Here is a 20,786-nt window from a genome sequence, read left to right on the forward strand (position 1 = left end):
GGGGAAAACCGGGGCGATTGTGGCATGCAAGGCAGATGTTTATTTTTTTGGGATGCTGGTTGCCACAGGGTGTGAGATGGTGTTGTAATCCTAGTTACATAAAGCTGCGGTGTTTGTGGGCTGTGGTGCGTGGGCCGAAGCGTTGCTGGGCTGCTGCGAGTTGTTTGGGCGGTGAGGTTGGGGGCGTGAGCGGAGTAGACGACACTATGGCGCGTTTGCTTGGTGGTTTATCTTTTAAAAACAGTAGGTTGTCGTGGTTTTTTGACTTATGCGACAGTCGTCTAAGTCGATTAGGGCGACAGTTGTCGTATAATCTAAGTTAGGCATCTTGGAGAAACTATGTCACGCGAAATCAAGTATCTATTGAACAAAACCCAAGGTGAAGAACACGATCTTCCTTGCGTTAAATGCTCAGGGAAAACTGCGCACAAGGTATTAGCATCGATGGATGTTCGTGGATCGGAGGGGGATCGCGACTATTCGTTTGAATGGTCTACTGATTACCAAATCGTTCAATGTCTAGGCTGTAAAACAATTTCATTCAGGGAAGCCAGTTCGAATTCAGATGACTATTACTCCATTAGTCATGACGAATATGAGTACGCCGTCTCTGAAAATCTATACCCATCTCGCATTGACGGGGTCAAAGGCTTAGGGAACGAAACCCATTACCTGCCGTCGAACGTGAGGCGTATTTATGATGAAACGCTTCATGCCCTCTCTAGCCAATCACCAGTTCTTGCCGCAATAGGTCTTCGTGCATTGCTTGAAACCGTCTGCAAAGAGAAAAATGCGGCGGGAAAAGACTTGCTGAAAAAAATTGATGATTTGGTTACTAAAGGAATTCTTACGCCGGAGGGTGCAGCGATTCTTCACAAAATTCGTTCTCTTGGAAATGCAGCGGCACATGAAGTAAAGCCGCACAGTGACAAGCAACTGGCTCTTGCAATGGACATTATTGAGCACCTGCTTAAAGACGTTTACATCTTGCCAAAACAAGTTGAGACTGAGTTTTAAGATGATGCCTAACATCACAATCCACCGGACCGACGGCCAGCTACGCTGTCCGCCGTCCGGTGATTTTCATCGTTATGTTTCAATCAATCAACAAATAACGCGAGCAGAAAAAAATGAATGACAGCTATATCTATCAGTCGGACAGCTATGATAGACAATCGCAGAGGTTTGTACTTCCTTTATACATTAAGGATGAATTGGGAGGCTACAATTTCTCATCTACAGGCACGCTTGTAAAATACAAAGGCAGCCACTATATTATTTTCGCTGCACACGCACTAGACGGAGGGGTTGATTTTGAACGTGTTTTTTTGTTTTTTGCTGACGGGACTTTTCATCAAATAAAAACATTCGCAATTGGCCATCAAATATTCAAAGACGATGACATTGTTGTTGTTGATTGCTTTAATAGGGTTCTTGAGCAAAAAAACTACTTTGACATTGAAAAAAAATCCCTAAATGGATTTGAGAAGCGTTTTTTTGCATGGACTGGATTTCCGATAAGCCAGTCAACTACTAAGAGTGTACATAAAAGCAAGTCACCAGAAGCACTGAAGGAAAATTTTGTACACACCGACGAAAGTGGGAATTATTTCAAAAGCGCTAAATATTTCACAATAATTTCAAAGATTCGCACAAATAATAGATTGGAAATAACTGGGGATTACTGTCGAAATAATGCAATTTTAAAATACAAAGGCAAAGTCAGTATGGCCACTCACCCCAAAGGGATGAGCGGTGGTGCAATTTATTTTTTTTCAAAACATGAGGTTTTGAAAGATGATCTTGATCTAAGTTTTAGATTTGCTGGCATTGGAATTGAATACAAAAACAACAAATTAATTATTGGTGTAGCAAGAGGTAGAATAATCGAATTGCTAGATGAATTTGACAACGAAAATCCTATTCCATTCATACTGTCAGAAAACTGCACCAGGGCGGCAGGCGAAATAGAAACATAACAAATCGTTCCGGCGGACCACCAAAGCTTCGCTTTTGCCGCCCGCTGAACTCAAACGTTAGCCACAATACATGATTTAATAATAGAGGGCAGCCCAGAGTGGCACTTACTTAAGCGATAAGCAGTTGAATGAGAAAGGGAAAGCGGGCTGGCGGGATGGTAGGCTTAAGTCGCCAAACCATTGCCACCACCGAAGAGCTAGCCACCCAAACCCCCAGGGCCTCCGCACTCGGATGACATACAGCGTAAAAGTAGGAAATCTGCACAAAATTTAAGCAGACCTATGGTGCAGACAGCCCAAAAAACGGCTTTGACTGCTCAAAACTGAATGAATACCACTCAAAATTGTCTTGACTTATTCTGGCATCTCAAAAACGGGAAGATCGCCACGCTTGACAGGCACTTTTTTGATGCTTTTCTGCCTAAAATTTGTGCAAAATGGCCTGTTTCTACAATATCCATTCCGAGTGCGGAGACCCTGCCCAAACCCCCACCCCATGAAAGCCATCCTATACCAACAATATGGGCCACCCGATGTCCTCCAGATGGCAGAAATTGCCAAGCCCACCCCCAAGTCCAATGAAATCCTGATCAAAACCTATGCCACCACGGTCACATCCGGGGATTGGCGGGTGCGCAGTCTGAATGTGCCTGCCGGTTTTGGCTGGATGACCCGTTTGGTGTTTGGCATTTCCCGACCCAGGCAGCCCATATTAGGTTCGGAGCTGGCCGGGGTGGTGGAGTCGGTCGGCAAAGCGGTCAGCCGATTCAAGGTAGGGGATGCGGTGTTTGCGTTCAGCGACGCCCGTATGGGCTGTTACGCCGAATATAAATGCATGCTGCAGGATGGTGCGGTGGCGCTTAAACCGCCCGGTTTGTCTTATGGCGAAGCCGCTGCCTTGTCTTTTGGTGGCACGACGGCATGGGATTTTCTCCGCCGGGCCAGGCTTCAGCGTGGGGAAAGCGTGCTGATCAATGGCGCGTCCGGCGCGGTGGGCTCTGCTGCGGTTCAGCTGGCCAAGTATGTTGGCGCGAGTGTCACCGGGGTGTGCAGCACGGCAAATGTGGCGTGGGTCAGGGCGCTGGGTGCCAGCCATGTGATTGACTACACGCAGGAGGATTTCACCCGGAACGGTCAAACCTACGATGTGATTGTGGACACCGTTGGCACTGCGCCGTTCTCCCGCAGCAAAGCGTCGCTGAAAGATGGCGGGCGTTTGTTGCTGGTGTTGGCTGGGTTGGCAGACATGCTGCACGCGCCATGGGCGTCGATGCGCAGCGGCAAGAAGGTGATTGCCGGGCCGGTTTCGGTGCGTGTTGAAGATTTGTCGTTTCTGGCGGAGCTGGCGGCGGCGGGGGTATGCAAACCGGTGATTGACCGGCGCTATCTGTTCGAGCAGATGGTCGAGGCGCACCGCTACGTGGATAGCGGGCGCAAGAAGGGCAATGTGGTGGTGGTGCTGGGGGATGAGGGTTGAGCTTGGTCTTGCTAAAGATACACTGATTGATTTGGAAAAATTGGTTTGACCACAAGTAAAACCCATTAAAAGCAACATGCTGGATTACTGTCTTCGTGAGAATGACGGTTGTTTCAGCATGTTTCTTTGCAGCGCAAAATGCCCGGACTGGCCGTGCCCGATGCCGAAGAATTGACGAAAGGGATGGAAATGCTGGAAACCAATATTGACCGCTGGGAAGCGCAGGCGATTGCCAGGGGCATGCAGCAGGGCATGCTTCAGGGGGTGCAGCAGGGTATTCAGAAAGGTATTCAGCAGGGGATGCAGCAGGGTGAAGCCTTGTTGCTGCAACGCCAGCTCACCCGCCGTTTTGGCGAACTGTCCGCTGCCCTGCTGGCCAAGCTTTCCGCCGCCACGCCCGCCCAGCTGGAAAGCTGGGGCGACCGGGTGCTGGATGCCACGTCGCTGGACGAGGTGTTTGGCGACACGCGGCACTGACCCACCGTTACCTACAGGCACCAAGCCAACGGCTATCCCCATCCGGTCGCCGCAATGTATCTTTTTCTTCATGTTCCTTCATGAACGCCCCCGCACTGTGGGAAGCGACACGCCAAGCAACATTCCAGATGTCAAACCGCCCCGCGCCGGAAAAACCGGGGCGGGGCGGTTTGGGGGGGCCGAGAGAGAAAATCAGCCTTGCTGCTGGTCCTGCTGCTTCAGGCTGGCCGCCAGCGCGGCGTCCATGGTCAGCAGGTGGGTGTTGAACCAGTCGGGGAGCTGGCGGACGTAGCTGCGCACCGGAAAAATCCGCCCGGCGTCCACCTGACGCTGCATGAAGGCCAGTTCGCCCAATACCCGGCTATGGTCGTTTTCATGTTCGCCAATGGCGGAAAAACGACAGGCCCGCATCAGCCGGCTTTCATGCTCGAAATGGCGCTGGGTATGCGCCACCAGGCGGGCAAATCCTTCGGCAAACTCGGCCTTGTCCGCCTCGGCCAGCCAGCTGACCAGCTCGATGAATTCGCGGTGGGTGGCGTCCATGCTATCCACCCCGAGCAGGGTGAAGCTGGCGGCAGCGTGCGCTTCCCCGACCACTGTCATCAGACAGCGCCCCACATTTCGCGCTTGGCACCGTTGCTGGCGGCCATGGCGTCTTCTACCGACACCACCGGGAAGGCTGGCTTGTAGCCAGTGACGGCCTTGTACAAGGTCACCACCTTGTCGGCGGCAGACTGGCCCTTGAAGTCGCTCTTTTCCAGCGCCAGCAGGTCAATCAGTTCATTCCAGGCCATGCCTTCCGACAGCGGCACCATGTATACCTTGGCGCCGTTGACTTCCAGCGCCATTTCCTTTTTGGCGTCCACCACAAACAGCACCACGGCAGTGTCGGCACTGATATCAGCCGAAAACTTGCTGATCAGCTCAGGCAGCTGTGCCAGCGCATCCAGCGAGCCAGTGAGGAATTTCAGGCTGTCGCCTTCAGCCAGCACGGCCACTTGCTTGAGCACTTCGGTCGGCGGCTTGCGGCGGCCCTGGGCGTCGGTAATTTCGCCTTCGCGCAGGGCCAGCTCGCCACGGTAGGCAACGTACTGGCCGTTGCTGGAGGTTTCGGTGAAATTGGCGTTGAACAGCAGCGGTTCGTAGCGTTTGAGCAGCATGGGTCGGTTCCTTAATTATCGAGAGGAGGAAGGGTTGATACTCGGGAGTCAGGCTGCCACGGCGGTGTCGTTCATCAGCGCGTGCAGGTCTGCCTGAATAATTTCCAGGCCCAGCCGTGCACAGAAGCGCTCTTCTTTGGCCGTGGGTTCGCTAATCAGCACCCAGCCCGGCGCGGGGTCGGCGGCGTAGATGATGTCGGCCATCACCATGCGCTCGGTGTCGCGATTCAGGCGCAGGCCCATCAGCAGGTAACGTTTGCCCTGGCGCAGGGTTTTCAGCGTGGGCGGAATGGCCAGACCGCCCATCAGTTCGGTGATGTAGTCCACATAGTCGGCATCCGAGGCGATATAGCCGGCACCTGCCGGGCGCGGGGTGCCCATCGGCTTGAACAGGATGGGCAGGCCGGGTTGCAGGTCATCGCATGGCGTGTACTGGCTGCCATCCCAGGCAAACAGGCGAAAGCGGGTGGCGTCGCCGCTGATGCGCGCCACGCCAACAATCAGGGTGTGCGGGGTGTCGGCGTAGCTGTCCTGCAGCTGGGTGTCGCGGTTGACGTCAATCACATACGGCGGGCGCAGCGCGCGTAGCCAGTCGTGTGCGGCGGCGCGGGTCCAGCGGCTGTCGCTGTATACCTGGTCAAGAAAGCGGGTGACCGCGCCACGGCCACGCTTGAGCTCGACATTCATCGCGGCGCGGGGAAATTCGTACATCAGCTTGGGCGACATGGGCCGGCCATTGTTCATGGCCAGAATCAGCGAGTCGCTGTCTGCCGGAATGGCAGCGCCGGTTTCGGTGTGGCGCACATCGGCCAATACCCCGCAACCGAGGTAGGGAACGATGCTGCCGTCTTGGATGCCGGCAATCAGGGTGGTGCGCAGGGCAGGAGTCATGGCGGGTATCCGGGGGAGGAAAAAAGGGGACACCAGCGCCACAGCAAATTCCACACCCGCCCGCAAGCCATGTCAAAACAATGGCTTATGACGGCGTGTGTGGGGGTTTGTCGGATGTGCTACAGGGTGGAGAGGGCGACATCGTACACCCCGCCCAAGGCCAGATATTCGTTTTCGCCGCGCAGCACGCCGGGTAACAGCCCGCAGTAACACACAATCAGCGGGGTCGGAACGGCCACGGTGAGAATGAAATCGCCAAATTCGTCGGCGCGTTCGCGTTCGGCAGTGAAGGAATTCAGATTGTTCAATAACAGGCGTGGCCGACTGGCACTGCCGCCGAGTTGTTCGAAGTCGCCCATGCGGTTGACGCCGCGATACAGCGTCAGCCGGGTGTCCGCCGGGTACGCCCTGGTCAGTTCGTACTGACAATAGCTATAGACCAGATCGAGCTGGGCTTCGAGCGCATGGGTGCCATATAGGCCGGCAGCGCGCATTTCCAGATAGTGGCGGTAGGCCGGGGCCGAGGGGTCGCGCAGCGGTTCGCCATGAAAGCGCGGAGTCAGGCCAAAGCGCGATTCCACCCAGCCCTTCATCACTGCGCCTTCGCGGCTGTCGGCGTTGACGCTCCAGCCGCGCAGCACGCTGGCGTAGTGCGCGCCGCAGCGACCTCCCCGGCTGGCGTTATAGCCGGCGTCTTCCGGATGGTTCAGCCGGAAGTGTACGGTCAGGTAGTCGGTAAAGATGGCGGCGCGCTGGCTGGGGTGGGGGGCATGGTCCAGCCGGCGGAACAGGTCGCGATGCAGCTCGGCCACGCCATCCAGCGCCAGCGGCATGGGGGCGTCGTGGTAGGTGGGGCTGCCCAGGATCACCGCCGGCAGATTGCAGCGGTTGATGGGCAGACAGGCGTTCCGTGGCAACACCGGGGTTTTGTTGTTAGCCCTACAAAGCGTAGGGGAATTGTCACAAGCCGACACGTCTAGTCTTTGCGGGGTAAAATTAAAAATCGTTTTAAATCAGTTTGTTACGGTGAATCTTCGCAGTTGGCACGCTCCATGCACAAAGACTGGGGCGAAAGCTCCTCATCTACCTCGCTAACTGTCTCACTGACCTAGGAGATTACACCATGGCAAAACTGCGTCAATGCGCCATCTACGGCAAAGGCGGTATCGGCAAGTCCACCACCACCCAGAATCTGGTGGCTGCGCTGGCCGAATCCGGCAAGAAAGTCATGATCGTCGGCTGCGATCCGAAAGCTGACTCCACCCGTCTGATCCTGCACTCGAAGGCCCAAACCACCGTGATGCATCTGGCTGCTGAAGCCGGCTCGGTGGAAGACCTCGAACTCGAAGACGTGCTGTCCGTTGGCTTCGGTGGCATCAAGTGCGTTGAATCCGGTGGCCCGGAACCGGGCGTGGGTTGCGCCGGCCGTGGCGTGATTACCGCCATCAACTTCCTGGAAGAAGAAGGCGCTTACGACGAAGACCTCGACTTCGTGTTCTACGACGTGCTGGGTGACGTGGTTTGTGGTGGCTTCGCCATGCCGATCCGCGAAAACAAGGCTCAGGAAATCTACATCGTCTGCTCCGGCGAAATGATGGCCATGTACGCCGCCAACAACATCGCCAAGGGCATCGTGAAGTACGCCAACTCCGGTAGCGTGCGTCTGGCTGGCCTGATCTGCAACAGCCGCAAGACCGACCGCGAAGACGAACTGATCATGGCGCTGGCTGCCAAGCTGGGCACCACCATGATTCACTTCGTGCCGCGCGACAACACCGTGCAACACGCTGAAATCCGTCGTATGACCGTGATCGAATACGATCCGAAGGCCAAGCAAGCTGACGAATATCGTCAACTGGCCAAGAAGATCAACGACAACACCAACTTCGTCATCCCGACCCCGATCGAGATGGAAGAGCTGGAAGACCTGCTGATGGAATTCGGCATCATGGAAGCCGAAGACGAATCCATCGTGGGCAAGACCGCCGCTGAACTGGCTGCCGACGCAGCTGCTGCCGCAGCCTGATGCCCCTTGCAGGTCGGTGACGCTGTCCGACCGGCCTGCCCTGAATGCTGCTGACCCGGCAGGTAGTAAGCCATCCCCCTGGCGCCTGCCACCTTCAACCCCTGCGTACACCACAGATTGATGGTGACGCGATGGAGGCCACTATGAGCATGACGCGCGAACAAACCGAAGCCCTTATTGCCGAGGTGCTTGAGGTTTACCCGGAAAAAGCCCAGAAAGATCGTAAAAAGCACCTGACGGCCAACGATCCGTCGGTGGAACAGTCCAAAAAGTGCATCACCTCCAACCGTAAATCCCTGCCGGGCGTGATGACCATCCGTGGTTGCGCTTACGCTGGCTCCAAGGGTGTGGTCTGGGGTCCGATCAAGGACATGATCCATATTTCCCACGGCCCGGTTGGCTGTGGCCAATACTCCCGCGCTGGTCGCCGCAACTACTACGTTGGCACGACTGGTGTGAACAGCTTTGGCACGATGAACTTCACTTCCGACTTCCAGGAAAAAGACATTGTGTTTGGCGGTGACAAAAAGCTCACCCAGCTGATTCAGGAAGTGGAACAGCTGTTCCCGCTGCATAACGGTATTTCGGTGCAGTCCGAGTGCCCGATTGGCCTGATCGGCGACGATATCGAAGCCGTATCGAAAAAATCTGCTGTTGCCATCAACAAGCCGGTGATTCCGGTCCGTTGCGAAGGCTTCCGTGGCGTGTCCCAGTCGCTGGGTCACCACATCGCCAACGATGCGATTCGTGACTGGGTGCTGGACAAGGCCGACGGCAAGACTTTTGACAGCACTCCGTACGATGTGGCCATCATTGGTGACTACAACATCGGCGGCGATGCCTGGGCAACCCGGATTCTGCTGGAAGAAATGGGTCTGCGCGTGGTCGCCCAGTGGTCTGGCGACGGCACCCTGGCCGAAATGGAAAACACCCCGAAGGTCAAGCTGAACCTGCTGCACTGCTACCGTTCGATGAACTACATCAGCCGTCACATGGAAGAAAAGTATGGCATTCCGTACATGGAATACAACTTCTTCGGCCCGACCAAGATCATCGAATCGATCCGCCGCATTGCTGCCTTCTTTGACGATGGCATCAAGGCCAACGCGGAAAAAGTGATCGCCCGTTATCAGCCGATGATGGACGAGATCATTGCCAAATTCAAGCCGCGCCTGCAAGGCAAGAAAGTGATGCTGTACGTGGGTGGTCTGCGTCCGCGTCACGTGATTGGTGCCTACGAAGATCTGGGCATGGAAGTGATCGGCACGGGCTACGAATTTGCCCACAACGATGACTACGATCGCACCATGAAAGAAATGGGCAACGCCACGCTGATCTATGACGATGTGACTGGCTTCGAGCTGGAAGAATTCGTCAAGAAGATCAAGCCTGATCTGGTTGGCTCCGGCATCAAGGAAAAGTACATCTTCCAGAAGATGGGCATTCCGCTGCGCCAGATGCACTCCTGGGACTACTCGGGTCCGTACCACGGCTACGACGGCTTCGCCATCTTTGCCCGTGACATGGACATCGCCCTCTCCAGCCCGGTGTGGGGCAAGCTGGTCCCGCCGTGGAAGAGCGCTCCTGCCGCTGCCGAAGAGAAAAAGGCCGCCTGACTTTCGCCATTCGCCCCAACTTCGCCCCCGCCACGGATGAGTGGCGCGGGCAAGGGAGACCATGATGCAAACTGCTGACAAAATCAAACCTTGCTACCCGCTGTTCGGCGATGATGACTACAAGGCATCGCTGAAGGCCAAGCGCGACCTGTACGAAGAAGGCCATAGCCCGGAAAAGGTCATGGAAACCTTCCTGTGGACCACCACCAAGGAATACCAGGACCTCAACTTCAAGCGCGAAGCGCTGACCGTGGATCCGGCCAAGGCCTGCCAGCCGCTGGGTGCCGTGCTGTGCTCGCTGGGCTTCGAAAAGACCCTGCCGTATGTGCATGGTTCGCAAGGTTGCGTGGCTTACTTCCGCAGCTACTTCAACCGTCATTTCAAAGAGCCGGTGTCCTGCGTCTCTGACTCGATGACCGAAGATGCAGCCGTGTTCGGCGGCCAGAAGAACATGTTCGACGGCCTGGAAAACGCCCGCGCCCTGTACAAGCCGACCATGATCGCCGTGTCCACCACCTGCATGGCCGAGGTGATTGGCGACGACTTGAACGCCTTCATCGGCAACGCCCGCAAGGCTGGCCATGTGGCTGATGACTACCCGGTGCCGTTTGCCCACACCCCGTCGTTCGTCGGTTCGCATGTGACCGGCTGGGACAACATGATGGAAGGCATCCTGCGCTACTTCACGCTGAACAAGATGGAAGGCAAGGTTGTCGGTTCCAGCGGCAAGCTCAACGTGATTCCGGGTTTCGAAACCTACCTGGGCAACTATCGCGTCATCAAGCGCATGCTGACCGAGATGGACGTCGATTACACCATGCTGTGCGACCCGACCGAAGTGCTGGACACCCCGGCTGATGGCGAATTCCGCATGTACGCTGGCGGCACCACCATCGCTGAAGTCGAAGCTGCGCCGAATGCCATCACCACCCTGCTGCTGCAGCCGTGGCACCTGGACAAGACCAAGAAACTGGTCGAAGGCACCTGGAATCAGGACGTGCCCAAGCTGAACATCCCGATGGGTGTGGACTGGACCGACGAACTGCTGATGAAGGTGTCGGAACTGACCGGCAAGCCGATTCCGGAATCGCTGGCCAAGGAACGTGGCCGCTGTATGGACCTGATGTCCGACAGCCACGCCTGGCTGCATGGCAAGAAATTTGCCCTGTACGGCGACCCCGACTTCGTGCTGGGCATGGTCAAGATCCTGCTGGAAGTGGGCGCAGAACCGACCCACATCCTGTGCCACAACGGCAACAAGCGTTGGGCCAAGGCGGTGGAAAAGCTGCTGGCTTCCAGCCCGTTCGGCACCAACGGCAAGGTTTACGTCGGCAACGACCTGTGGCATCTGCGCAGCCTGTGCTTCACCGACAAGCCGGACTTCCTGATTGGCAACAGCTACGGCAAGTACATCCAGCGCGATACCAAGTACAAGGGTGACGAGTTTGAAGTGCCGCTGATCCGCATCGGCTTCCCGATCTTTGACCGTCATCACCTGCATCGGATGACGACCCTGGGCTACGAAGGCACCATGTACGTGGTCACCACGCTGACCAACGCCGTGCTGGAACAGCTCGATCGTGAAACCGTCGGTATGGGCACCACTGACTACAACTTTGACCTGGTGCGTTAATTGCCAGGATGGCCGGGCGCATCGCGCCCGGCTGTTTGCCCTTATACGCCCAGCATTGCCCGACCCGCCAGCAAGGAGCCGCACATGGCCAATATCATGATCCGCCAATCCGAAAAAGGCGGGCTTTCGTTTTACCTGCCCAAGCGAGATCTGGAAGCTTCCATTGAATCCATCGAATTCGACACCCCGGAAAAATGGGGCGGCGAACTGAAACTGGACAATGGCGGCAGCTATTACATCGACCCCATCGCCAAACCGGCGCGTCTTCCCATTTCCCTGCGCGCCAAGCGCCTGGGCGCGGCTGAAGACTGACTTTGTTTCTTTCAGGAGGATTTCATCATGGCCATGACTATTGATTCCGATATGTGCACTGCCTGTGGCGACTGCAAGCCGGTTTGCCCGACCAAGTCCATCAGCAGTGGCAAGGTGTTCTACAAGATCGACGCCGCCACCTGTACCGAGTGCGACGGTCATTCCGATACGCCGCTGTGCGTGGACGTGTGCCCGTCCGGCTGTATCAGCCCGGCCTGACCTTCATTTCGCCTCCAGGAGCCTGTCATGTCCGACACCCCGATCGCATCCCGTGAAGCCGCGTTGCGCATTGCGCTGGCGGCGCGCACCCTGAACAACCTCAATGTTCGCGCCCTTGTCGATGGCCTGGCTGAAAAATGCGGGCTGCCGATCACGGAAGACCGTTTGGCCCAGCTAACGGTGGAAGACCTGCGCGCGCTCCTGGCCGGCGACTTTGCCGACCAGAGCTGCCATGTCGGCGTGGACGCCGACACCCTGAAATCCGCCATCCGCCTGTTGTGGGGCGAAGGCGTCACCGGCAGCGACCTGCCTACACCGCAAGCCTATGCCGAGGGCGACATGCCTGGCTCGCTGCGTGTGGCCATTGCTTCCAACCATAACGAACAACTGGATGGCCATTTTGGCTCCTGTGAACGCTTTCTGATTTATCAGGTCAGCCCGGACGAAATTCGCCTGGTGGGCATCCGCAGCACCCTGGGTACCGACGACGCCGAAGACAAAAACGCTGCGCGCGCCGATCTGATCAACGACTGCCAGATTCTGGGTGTGCAATCCATTGGTGGCCCGGCGGCTGCCAAAGTGGTGCGCGCCGGTGTCCACCCGGTCAAGCGCCCGGTGGGTGGCCATGCCAACGATATGTTGGTGGAGCTGCAAGGCCGCCTGACCGCCCCGCCGCCCTGGCTGGCGCAAATTATTGGCGTGCCCGCCCATTCGCTGGCCAAATTCGACACCGACGTCGAGGAGGTCTAGCCATGATTGCCGCTGACATGCTCGATACCATTGCCGATGCAGTGGCACACACCCCGGACGCCGCCAGCCTGCGCAGCCGCTTTCCCGACCTGCATGTCACCGAATGTAGTGAAGACGACATGCCGGTGCGAGCCAATCCGGTGCGGGAAACCGCCGGCCACCTGATTTATCTGGTAACCGGTGCCAGCGGTCACTGTTTGTCGCTGACCCACGAAACCGACCTGGCCACTGGCATTGTGGTGGCCTGTCGCAGCACGGACGATTGACCCCCCTCGCCCCTGGCGCGCTGCCTCAGCCGCCGGGGGTTTCTGCTGACCTTGTCCTCGCCGCCCCCGGTGGGAAACAAGGCGGTTTTGCACAGCCGATACTCGCGTGTGGGATGTGCAAAACCGAAGGACAGCCCGTCGGGCCAGCATTTGCCGGCCTGTGTCTGCGACTGCTCCCGAATTGTTGAGCGCTTTTTTCCGGGCGCGCCACCGTGGTGAAATGTCACCCGGCCCGGCCATGCCCATTTTGTGACTGCGACAAGGAACGCCGCATGAAAGATATCGCCGCCTGGCCCGAATACTGCAAATCGCTGACCCCGGCCCTGATCCAGGCCTGCACCATGGCCCCGGTATCCACCGGCCCGGCGGCTTTGGTGCGCGAACTGGCCAACACAGCACCAGACTGGCCATTTCGCCATGCGGTCTGTCGCGGCGGCTGGCACCGGCTGGGCGGGCTGATCGACGCCAATGGCAAACGGCTCAGTGATAACCTGGAAGAATGGGCCGAAACCGAGCTGAACGCCCGTCAGGGCGACATCGCCTGGCTGGCCGAAGACTTTGCCGAGCAAAAACTGCTGGCCACCCGCCTGGTTGGACGCACCCATTATCTGGTGGCCGCCGCTGGCGATGGCCCGGCGGATTTCTTGCAGCTGGAAATTGAAGAACTGCAGGAAATTGCCAGCCATACCCTGTTTGCCGATGGTGAACTGCCATCCACCCTGGACGAACTGATCGACCCGCAACTGCCGGCGCACAGTGGCCGCCCGCTGGGCCTGCCCTACTACACCTTCCGCCGCATCAGCCATGTCGGGGCCTTTCTGGCGCGCATGCGCGTGCAGCACCCGGAACAGGCACCGATTCACCGCATGGTGGACGACTGGGCCAAAAGCAGCGCCGGCCACACCAGCGACTTCTGCAACCACTGGGTGCTGGCAATGAGTGAACATCAGGACCGCTACCTGCAATCGGTGTTCCGCGCCAAGCCAATTGCCACCCTGGAAGGCATCCCGCCGGTATTCAAGGGCGAGCCGGGTCAGACCAACGCCACCCTGCGCACTGCCCTGTCTGCCTACGACCGTGCCTGCGGCTACCCGATGGCCTGGTACTTCCACATGCTGGTCACCCACGCCGTACCGCACTGGGTGGCGCAAACCGTGGTGGAAGACGCCCAGGCCGGTTTTGAATACCTGCCGGAACGCGATCTGGCGGTGGTGCGCCACTGGCTGCATCAGCCATACGCCTTGTAAGGCCCAGGTAGCCCGGTGGCACATCGGGCTGCTCTTGTCTCAAATCGAAACGGTCTTGCCCCCGCTTGGTGGGGCAAGACCGTTTTTTTGGGCTGAACAGAGCGATGGCGCACCATGGCTTACCCATTGTCAGCCCCTCTGCGCCCTTCTCACACGCTTTGTCAGCTTCACAACAAGCTGGTAACAAAAAATATCATTAAAAATCAAGGGTCTGAAAGTGGCATGCGAATTGCGAGTTCCATCACGAACCCAAAGGGAGAAGCGCATGAAAGCAAGCGACATTCAGGCTTTGCTGGATGAACCAGCCTGTAGCCACAATCACAAGGAAAAGTCCGGTTGCGCCCGTCCCAAGCCGGGTGCCACGGCGGGCGGCTGTTCGTTTGACGGCGCACAAATTGCTCTGCTGCCGATTGCCGACGTGGCCCATATCGTCCACGGCCCGATTGCCTGTGCCGGGGCATCGTGGGACAACCGGGGCACCCGCTCGTCCGGGCCGGCGCTGTACCGTATTGGCATGACCACCGATCTGTCGGAAACCGACGTGGTGATGGGGCGCGGTGAAAAGCGTCTGCTGCATGGTATCCGCCAGGCGGTTGAAACCTATCACCCGGCGGCGGTGTTTGTGTACGCCACCTGTGTGACCGCGCTGATTGGCGACGACCTCGACGCCGTATGCAAGGCCGCCACCGGGTTTTGGGGTGTGCCGGTGATTCCGGTGGACGCTGCCGGGTTTTACGGCACCAAGAATCTGGGCAACCGGCTGGCCGGCGAGGCGATGTTCAAGCATGTGATCGGCACCCGCGAGCCCGCCCCGGCACTGCCGCGCCCGGATGGCCTGCCCACTTACGATGTTGGCCTGATTGGCGAATACAATATCGCCGGTGAGTTCTGGCATGTGGCACCGCTGTTTGACGAACTGGGCCTGCGCATTCTGGGCACCTTGTCCGGCGATGGCCGCTTTGCCGAGGTGCAAACCATGCACCGCGCCCAGGCCAATATGGTGGTGTGCGCCAAGGCATTGCTGAATGTGGCGCGCAAGCTGGAAGACAACTTTGCCATTCCATTTTTTGAGGGCAGTTTTTATGGCGTGGCCGACACTTCGGCAGCGCTGCGCGACTTTGCCCGGCTGATTGGCGACCCACAGCTGATGCACCGCACCGAGATGGTGATTGCCCGCGAAGAAGCCCTGGCCAATGCCGCGCTGGCACCGTGGCGGGAAAAACTGGCCGGCAAGCGCGCGCTGCTGTACACCGGCGGGGTGAAATCCTGGTCGATTGTCTCGGCGCTGCAGGATCTGGGCATGACCGTGGTGGCCACCGGCACCAAAAAATCCACCGAAGAAGACAAGGCGCGCATTCGCGAACTGATGGGCGAGGATGCGCTGATGATTGAGGACGGAAGTCCCAAGGCGCTGCTGTCTGCCTTCCACGACTACCAGGCCGACATCCTGATTGCCGGTGGGCGCAATCTGTACACCGCGCTGAAGGCGCGGATTCCCTTCCTCGACATCAACCAGGAACGCGAATTCGGCTATGCCGGGTACACCGGCATGGCGGAACTGGCGCGCCAGCTGCATCTGTCCATCAGCAGCCCAATCTGGTCCGCCGTACGCCAGCCGGCCCCCTGGGCTGACAGCCGTTCGCTGGGGCAGGTGTTGAGCGCATAAGCTGGCGCGCCAAAGTTGGCAGGATTGCCCTGTGTACCCTGCTGCCAACGAGGGCCAGCAAGGCCGGTTTGGGCCAGGTTTGGCCTGAACCACGCCCGCTTGGTTCAAGGCCAGGTTGCGTTCTGCTGTCTGTTCGGTGCCACAGCGGGTTGAGATTTTAGTGGAGGTCGTACGTCTCTTGTACTAACATTGGCATCTTGATCACCTCATCAACGAGGTCTTGCCATGGCCACTCATGCCCTCTCGCCTGCTGCCCGCTCTGCCCGCCTGGGGCTGCGGGCCACACCCGAGCAGGAAGCCATCCTGCGTCGGGCTGCCAACGTGGCGCGCAAATCCCTGACCGACTTCATTCTGGATAGCGCCTGTCTGGCTGCCGAGCAAACCCTGCTTGATCAACGTCTGTTTGTGGCTTCTGGCAGTCAATGCCAGGCGCTGATGGCGTTGCTGGAGCGCCCCACGCAGCCCAATGAGGGCTTGCAGGATCTGTTCTCCCGCCAGACCCCCTGGGATGCCAAGTGAGCCTGTGCGCGCCCAGTGCCCTTGAGGCGCGGCATCAACTCGAACACTTTGATTGCGGCAAGCCTGCCTTGAATGCATGGTTGTTCCGGCATGCCCGGCAAGCGCAAGGCAGCGGCTCGGCCAAAACTTTTGTCGTGGCAGACGATGATCGTGTGGTGGGCTACTTCAGCCTGACCGTAGGCCAGGTTGATACACTGGAAGCCCCTGAGCGCATCCGCAAAGGGATGGGGCAGTACCCGATTCCGGTTGTCATCCTGGCTCGCCTGGCAGTTTCTCTTCAGGAGCAGGGGCGGGGCATTGGTTGTGGCATGCTTCAGGATGCGATCCGACGCACGTTGCTCATTGCTGAGCAGGCCGGCATCCGGGCGATGCTGACTCACCCGATTGATGCGCAGGCGTCTGCTTTCTACACCCGCTTTGGGTTCATTGCATCACCGCTGAGCGAACAGCAATTGCTGCTGCTGCTGAAGGAGGCAAGACATGCATGGGGGTAATGCCATGCTGTCTGTGCCTTGGCGGTGAAAGCATGTTGCCAGCAGCAGCAAGCGTCACAAGGCGGCTTGGCGCAATGCATGCTGTACCTAAACCGCACAGGAGCATCTTCCCCATCTCACGGCAAGGCAGCCGGATGGATGGCTCGAGTGGGGGAGATTGGGGAGGGGGACGGTCTATGCCGTCCCGTCGTCGTTCAAAGCGACAGCTCGGCTTTCAGGCTGTCAATCCACGCCGCCAGGCGGGCCGGGGTTTTGTCTTCTTCGTTGACATTGTCAAACGGGAAGCCAACAAACTTGCCGTCGCGCTCGGCAAACGAATACTTGTAGGTGTAGCCGTCGGTGGGGAAGCTGCCCACCAGCGTGGCACCGCGTGCCTTGAACTTGTCGTACAAAATGCCCAGCGCGCTGACAAACTGCTCGCCGTGCGCCTTGTAGTCGCCTGCGCCAAACAGGGCGATGGTTTTGCCGGAGAAGTCCGGCTTGTCGTTGTCCAGATCCAGCAGCGGGTCGCGCCAGTCATTCTGCACTTCACCAGAACCCCAGGTTGAGCAGCCAAAAATCAGGATGTCGAAGGCAAACATGTCGTCGAAATCGGTGAAGTCCTCTTCCATATTGAAGACATTGAAATCCTCCACCTCAAACGCTTCGGCAATGTGCTCCGCCACTGCCTTGGTGACGCCGGAGCTGCTGCCATAGAAGCAGCCGATGCTGGCCATGATTGTCCTTTCCTTATCGTAGAGAGTGCGCGTGCGGTTTAAGGTCACAGGTGGGGAAACCCCTGTGCAAAACCGGGTAAAGCAAAAACGGAGCCACAGCGGAAAAGCTTGCTGCAACAGGGGTTTCCAGCATAGGGCCAGGTGCTGTTGCACAGATGTTGTCGGGAGGGTTTCACCTGTTTGCTGGCTGTTGGCGCATGCACTTCCTTCCTTGGCGGCCTACGTCTGATGCCGTCATTTTTCTTGTCAGATCAAGCATTTCTGTGCGCTGGCCCGTCACTATCGCTTGGTGTCGGTGTGCGTGCTTATCCGCACGCGCCCACCGCATGAGCGGCCCGATCTGGCCGGGTACGCACCAGGCCGGCTGGAAGGGGGGATTCCAGCGACACTTTGTCTGGTTTACGACAGACGGATTCTGCTAACCAGTTGTTTTTGTGTGAATTGTCTATTGGCGCGTTCTTTGCTGTGAAGTTTACAACTCCACCGAGGGAGGTCGTCATGGCCGAAATCGTACTGTCGAAAAAAGCGCTGGCGGTCAATCCGCTTAAAGTCAGCCAGCCCCTGGGCGCGTCGCTGGTGTTTCTCGGGCTGAACAAAAGCCTGCCGCTGATGCATGGCTCACAAGGCTGTACGGCGTTTGGCAAAGTGTTTTTTGTGCGCCATTTCCGCGAGCCGATTCCGCTGCAGACCACGGCCATGGACCAGGTGTCCAGCATCATGGGCGCTGACGACAATGTGATCGAAGCGCTGCGCACGCTGTGCGACAAGCAGAAACCCGAAATCATCGGCCTGGTGACCACCGGTCTGTCGGAAACCCAGGGCACCGACATCCACCGCTGCGTGCGCGAATTCCGCGCCGCCCATCCGGAGTTTGCCGACACCAGCGTGGTGGCGGTCAACACCCCGGATACGCTGGGCTGTCTGGAAACCGGCTATGCGCTGGCGATGGAAGCGCTGATCGACACGCTGGTGCCGGCCAGCCAGTGCGTGGGCCGTCGGCCCAGACAGGTGAATGTGCTGGCCGGCAGTCATCTCACCCCCGGCGATCTGGAAGCGCTGCGCGACTGGGTGGCGGCATTTGGCCTGCGTCCGGTGCTGGTGCCGGATATTGGCGACTCGCTGGATGGCCACCTGACCGAGGCGGAATATTCGCCGCTGACCATCGGTGGCACCCCGCGCAGCGAAATCCTCACGCTGGGCGAGTCGATTGCCACCCTGGTCATTGGCGAATCGCTGTATCGCGCTGCTGACCAACTGCAGGCGCGCACTGGCGTGCCGGTACATCGCTTTGACAGCCTGATGGGCCTGGCCGCCTGTGACCGCTTCACCCACACCCTGAGCCAACTGGCCGACAAGCCGGTGCCGGCCAGCCTGGAGCGCCAGCGCGCCCAACTGCAGGATGCCATGGTGGACAGCCACTTCATGCTGGGCATGGCCCGGATTGCCGTGGCCGCCGACCCTGACCTGCTGGTGATGTTGTGTGATTTCCTGACCGGCATGGGCGCAGAAGTGCCTGCCGCCGTGTCGCCGGTCAAGACCGAAGGGCTGGCGCGGCTGCCGATTGCCAGCGTCACCATCGGCGATCTGGAAGACCTGGAAAATCTGGCCCGACGCCAGCGGGTACAACTGGTGATGTCCAATTCGCACGCAGTGGGCACGGCGCAACGTCTGGGGGTGCCGCTATTGCGTGCCGGCTTCCCGCAATACGACTGGGTGGGCGGCTTCGCCCGCGCCTGGGTGGGCTACCGTGGATCACGGCAAGCCTTGTTCGATCTCGCCAACCTACTGTTGAGCCAGCACCATGACATTCAACCCTACCGATCCCGGTACTGGTCAGCCGAACGTGACGGCCACGCGGCCGTCGCGCTGGCTGAAGCTGGAATGGTCCACTGACCGGGAGACACACACCATGTTGAAAATTGCTTTTGCCTCCGGCGACCGCGTTCGCGTCAACCAGCACTTTGGCGCGGCAGAGGGGTTTGTCCTGTATGAAGTCAGCCCGACCCGCACCAGCATGGTCGGGGTGGCCGAGTTTCCGCCCGAAGCCATGGACGGCAACGAAAACAAGCTGGGTGCCAAGGTGGCGTTTCTGGAAGGCTGCGCGGCGGTGTTTGTGCTGGCCATCGGCGCATCTGCCATCAAGCAACTGGTCGCGCAAGGCATCCGCCCGATCCGCATCACCGAAACCGACAAGATTGAAGACCTGCTCTACGACATTACCCAGGGCATGAAGCACGGCGGGGTGGCGTGGATCGACCAGGCCATGGCCGAACGCGCTCGCCCGGAACGCACGCCAGACCGCTTTGCCGCCATGCAGGAAGAAGGGTGGGAAGGATGATTGAGCACCTTGGCATCGTCGAATCGATCGACAACGGCCAGACCACGGTCAGCGTGGCCACCGGTGGCTGCCGCAGCTGCCACAAGGAAAGCGAATGCGGCATCGGCCAGGTGGCCGGTGGCCGTCATGTGACCCAGCTCACCCTGCCTGCGCCGCCAGGGCTGCAGGTGGGGGAATCGGTGCGGGTGCGCATTGGCGAAGACAGCCTGCGCCATAGCGCGCTGTTTGGTTATTTGCTGCCGCCCGTGCTGTTGCTGCTCGGTGCCGGGCTGGGTCATGCCAGCTACGGCAGCGATGTGGCCACTGCCGTGGGCGCGCTGATGGGCTTTTTACTGGCGCTGGGGCTGGCGCGGCGATTGCCCGCGCGCCTGCCAGAGCTGCTGACCGGCCCGGCCCCGGCGGCCCCGATGACATTTTCCCCTGCGCACGATATTCCGGCCAAGGCTGCCGGGAACGCGCATGGCCAGCCGCACAACCCGTAACCCGTGTTATCCCTGTCATTCCTACCGGAGACCCCCATGACCACTGAAACCGTCGTTCAAGACAATGACCCGATCCTCGACACCGATTTCATCCGTGAAATGACCCGCCAGATGCGCGCGCTGGACACCTACGGCGTGTACAACGGCCAGGCCCCGGCCAAGATTCTGGACCCGTTTGTGCTGACCCGCGCCCGCCGCCAGGAAATTCCGCTGGTGGGCGACCCGGACGAAGAAACCATCGCCCGCGTCAAGGCCTTCTACAACGCCATTGCCGTGCTGATCGAAAAAGAATGCCGCCTGCTGGCCGTGCCGCTGGTGCACCTGACCCATGAAGGCTTTGGCCGTGCGCTGATTACCGTGGGCAAGCTGGTGGTGATGGATCGCACCGTGCGCGACGTGCATCGCTTTGGCTTTGAAAGCCTGTCCAAGATGAAGGACGAAGCCGACAAGTATTTGTCGGTGGCGCTGGAGCGGATTGGCCAGTACCCGCAAGTGGCCGGTCTGTAAGCGCAAGGAGG

The 20,786-nt window shown here is 58.7% G+C and carries 24 protein-coding genes; 19 read left to right on the forward strand and 5 right to left on the reverse strand.

Annotation, left to right across the window (positions count from 1 at the left end; genetic code table 11):
• Nucleotides 1-339 precede the first annotated feature (339 nt).
• The 4 genes from BXU06_RS13030 to BXU06_RS13045 all read left to right on the forward strand — a co-directional run bounded on the left by BXU06_RS13030 (nt 340) and on the right by BXU06_RS13045 (nt 3,933).
• Nucleotides 340-1,017 carry a DUF4145 domain-containing protein gene (locus BXU06_RS13030; protein ID WP_077300403.1) on the forward strand — a complete coding sequence of 226 codons (678 nt, stop codon included), beginning with the start codon at nt 340-342 and terminating at the stop codon, nt 1,015-1,017.
• Between the two features lie 113 nt (nt 1,018-1,130).
• Complete coding sequence (locus BXU06_RS13035) at nt 1,131-1,979, forward strand: hypothetical protein (protein WP_077300406.1); 849 nt, start codon at nt 1,131-1,133, stop codon at nt 1,977-1,979.
• Nucleotides 1,980-2,523: 544 nt separating this feature from the next.
• Nucleotides 2,524-3,456 (forward strand): NAD(P)-dependent alcohol dehydrogenase, encoded by a 933-nt coding sequence (locus BXU06_RS13040; RefSeq protein WP_216352473.1) that lies wholly within the window; start codon nt 2,524-2,526, stop codon nt 3,454-3,456.
• Nucleotides 3,457-3,594: 138 nt separating this feature from the next.
• Nucleotides 3,595-3,933 carry a DUF4351 domain-containing protein gene (locus tag BXU06_RS13045; protein WP_150125204.1) on the forward strand — a complete coding sequence of 113 codons (339 nt, stop codon included), beginning with the start codon at nt 3,595-3,597 and terminating at the stop codon, nt 3,931-3,933.
• 192 nt (nt 3,934-4,125) lie between these two features.
• Here the strand turns inward: BXU06_RS13045 and BXU06_RS13050 are convergent, their stop codons facing one another.
• The 4 genes from BXU06_RS13050 to BXU06_RS13065 all read right to left on the reverse strand — a co-directional run bounded on the left by BXU06_RS13050 (nt 4,126) and on the right by BXU06_RS13065 (nt 6,904).
• Nucleotides 4,126-4,536 carry a bacteriohemerythrin gene (locus tag BXU06_RS13050; RefSeq protein WP_077300415.1) on the reverse strand — a complete coding sequence of 137 codons (411 nt, stop codon included), beginning with the start codon at nt 4,534-4,536 and terminating at the stop codon, nt 4,126-4,128.
• Nucleotides 4,536-5,093, reverse strand: a complete 558-nt coding sequence (locus BXU06_RS13055; protein ID WP_077300418.1) for a hypothetical protein — start codon at nt 5,091-5,093, stop codon at nt 4,536-4,538. The genes BXU06_RS13050 and BXU06_RS13055 overlap by 1 nt, the downstream gene beginning before the upstream one ends.
• Nucleotides 5,094-5,141: 48 nt before the next feature.
• Nucleotides 5,142-5,984 carry an SIR2 family protein gene (locus BXU06_RS13060; RefSeq protein ID WP_077300420.1) on the reverse strand — a complete coding sequence of 281 codons (843 nt, stop codon included), beginning with the start codon at nt 5,982-5,984 and terminating at the stop codon, nt 5,142-5,144.
• A gap of 119 nt (nt 5,985-6,103) precedes the next feature.
• Nucleotides 6,104-6,904, reverse strand: coding sequence for an NAD(+)--dinitrogen-reductase ADP-D-ribosyltransferase (locus tag BXU06_RS13065; RefSeq protein WP_216352474.1), 801 nt, complete (start codon nt 6,902-6,904; stop codon nt 6,104-6,106).
• Nucleotides 6,905-7,107: 203 nt separating this feature from the next.
• On the opposite strand from BXU06_RS13065, the gene nifH reads away from it, so the two are divergent.
• The 11 genes from nifH to BXU06_RS13120 all read left to right on the forward strand — a co-directional run bounded on the left by nifH (nt 7,108) and on the right by BXU06_RS13120 (nt 16,732).
• Nucleotides 7,108-8,010, forward strand: a complete 903-nt coding sequence (nifH, locus tag BXU06_RS13070) for a nitrogenase iron protein (protein WP_077300426.1) — start codon at nt 7,108-7,110, stop codon at nt 8,008-8,010.
• A gap of 143 nt (nt 8,011-8,153) precedes the next feature.
• Entirely contained in the window at nt 8,154-9,626 is a 1,473-nt protein-coding gene (nifD, locus tag BXU06_RS13075) for a nitrogenase molybdenum-iron protein alpha chain (RefSeq protein ID WP_216352475.1), read from the forward strand.
• A gap of 64 nt (nt 9,627-9,690) precedes the next feature.
• The gene (gene nifK, locus BXU06_RS13080) at nt 9,691-11,259 is read left to right on the forward strand and encodes a nitrogenase molybdenum-iron protein subunit beta (RefSeq protein ID WP_216352476.1); all 1,569 of its coding nucleotides are present in this window, start codon (nt 9,691-9,693) and stop codon (nt 11,257-11,259) included.
• 84 nt (nt 11,260-11,343) lie between these two features.
• The gene (nifT, locus tag BXU06_RS13085) at nt 11,344-11,571 is read left to right on the forward strand and encodes a putative nitrogen fixation protein NifT (protein WP_077300432.1); all 228 of its coding nucleotides are present in this window, start codon (nt 11,344-11,346) and stop codon (nt 11,569-11,571) included.
• 27 nt (nt 11,572-11,598) lie between these two features.
• Complete coding sequence (locus BXU06_RS13090; RefSeq protein ID WP_077300435.1) at nt 11,599-11,790, forward strand: 4Fe-4S binding protein; 192 nt, start codon at nt 11,599-11,601, stop codon at nt 11,788-11,790.
• 27 nt (nt 11,791-11,817) lie between these two features.
• Complete coding sequence (locus tag BXU06_RS13095) at nt 11,818-12,540, forward strand: dinitrogenase iron-molybdenum cofactor N-terminal domain-containing protein (RefSeq protein WP_077300438.1); 723 nt, start codon at nt 11,818-11,820, stop codon at nt 12,538-12,540.
• 2 nt (nt 12,541-12,542) lie between these two features.
• On the forward strand, nt 12,543-12,806 hold the full coding sequence (locus BXU06_RS13100) for a DUF6129 family protein (RefSeq protein ID WP_077300441.1): 264 nt from the start codon (nt 12,543-12,545) through the stop codon (nt 12,804-12,806).
• A gap of 272 nt (nt 12,807-13,078) precedes the next feature.
• Nucleotides 13,079-14,053: a hypothetical protein gene (locus tag BXU06_RS13105; RefSeq protein ID WP_077300444.1), complete on the forward strand. Its 975-nt coding sequence runs from the start codon at nt 13,079-13,081 to the stop codon at nt 14,051-14,053.
• Nucleotides 14,054-14,318: 265 nt separating this feature from the next.
• Nucleotides 14,319-15,719 (forward strand): nitrogenase iron-molybdenum cofactor biosynthesis protein NifE, encoded by a 1,401-nt coding sequence (gene nifE / locus BXU06_RS13110; RefSeq protein WP_077300447.1) that lies wholly within the window; start codon nt 14,319-14,321, stop codon nt 15,717-15,719.
• 225 nt (nt 15,720-15,944) lie between these two features.
• Nucleotides 15,945-16,238, forward strand: coding sequence for a DUF1778 domain-containing protein (locus tag BXU06_RS13115; RefSeq protein WP_077300450.1), 294 nt, complete (start codon nt 15,945-15,947; stop codon nt 16,236-16,238).
• Complete coding sequence (locus tag BXU06_RS13120; RefSeq protein WP_077300452.1) at nt 16,235-16,732, forward strand: GNAT family N-acetyltransferase; 498 nt, start codon at nt 16,235-16,237, stop codon at nt 16,730-16,732. The genes BXU06_RS13115 and BXU06_RS13120 overlap by 4 nt, the downstream gene beginning before the upstream one ends.
• 194 nt (nt 16,733-16,926) lie before the next feature.
• Here BXU06_RS13120 and BXU06_RS13125 read toward each other — a convergent pair whose 3' ends face one another.
• Nucleotides 16,927-17,448: a flavodoxin gene (locus BXU06_RS13125; protein WP_077300455.1), complete on the reverse strand. Its 522-nt coding sequence runs from the start codon at nt 17,446-17,448 to the stop codon at nt 16,927-16,929.
• A gap of 498 nt (nt 17,449-17,946) precedes the next feature.
• Between BXU06_RS13125 and nifN the strand changes: the two genes are divergently transcribed.
• The 4 genes from nifN to BXU06_RS13145 are packed head-to-tail and all read left to right on the forward strand — an operon-like array spanning nt 17,947 to nt 20,775.
• The gene (gene nifN / locus BXU06_RS13130) at nt 17,947-19,341 is read left to right on the forward strand and encodes a nitrogenase iron-molybdenum cofactor biosynthesis protein NifN (protein WP_077300458.1); all 1,395 of its coding nucleotides are present in this window, start codon (nt 17,947-17,949) and stop codon (nt 19,339-19,341) included.
• A gap of 16 nt (nt 19,342-19,357) precedes the next feature.
• A complete protein-coding gene (locus BXU06_RS13135) occupies nt 19,358-19,786 on the forward strand; it encodes a NifB/NifX family molybdenum-iron cluster-binding protein (protein WP_077300461.1) in 429 nt (142 codons plus the stop codon).
• Nucleotides 19,783-20,268, forward strand: coding sequence for a SoxR reducing system RseC family protein (locus BXU06_RS13140; protein WP_077300464.1), 486 nt, complete (start codon nt 19,783-19,785; stop codon nt 20,266-20,268). Before BXU06_RS13135 ends, BXU06_RS13140 begins: the two co-directional genes overlap by 4 nt.
• A 36-nt stretch (nt 20,269-20,304) precedes the next feature.
• A complete protein-coding gene (locus BXU06_RS13145) occupies nt 20,305-20,775 on the forward strand; it encodes a NifX-associated nitrogen fixation protein (protein ID WP_077300467.1) in 471 nt (156 codons plus the stop codon).
• The last annotated feature ends 11 nt before the right edge of the window (nt 20,776-20,786 follow it).

It is taken from the genome of Aquaspirillum sp. LM1, assembly GCF_002002905.1.
Lineage (GTDB): Bacteria > Pseudomonadota > Gammaproteobacteria > Burkholderiales > Aquaspirillaceae > Rivihabitans.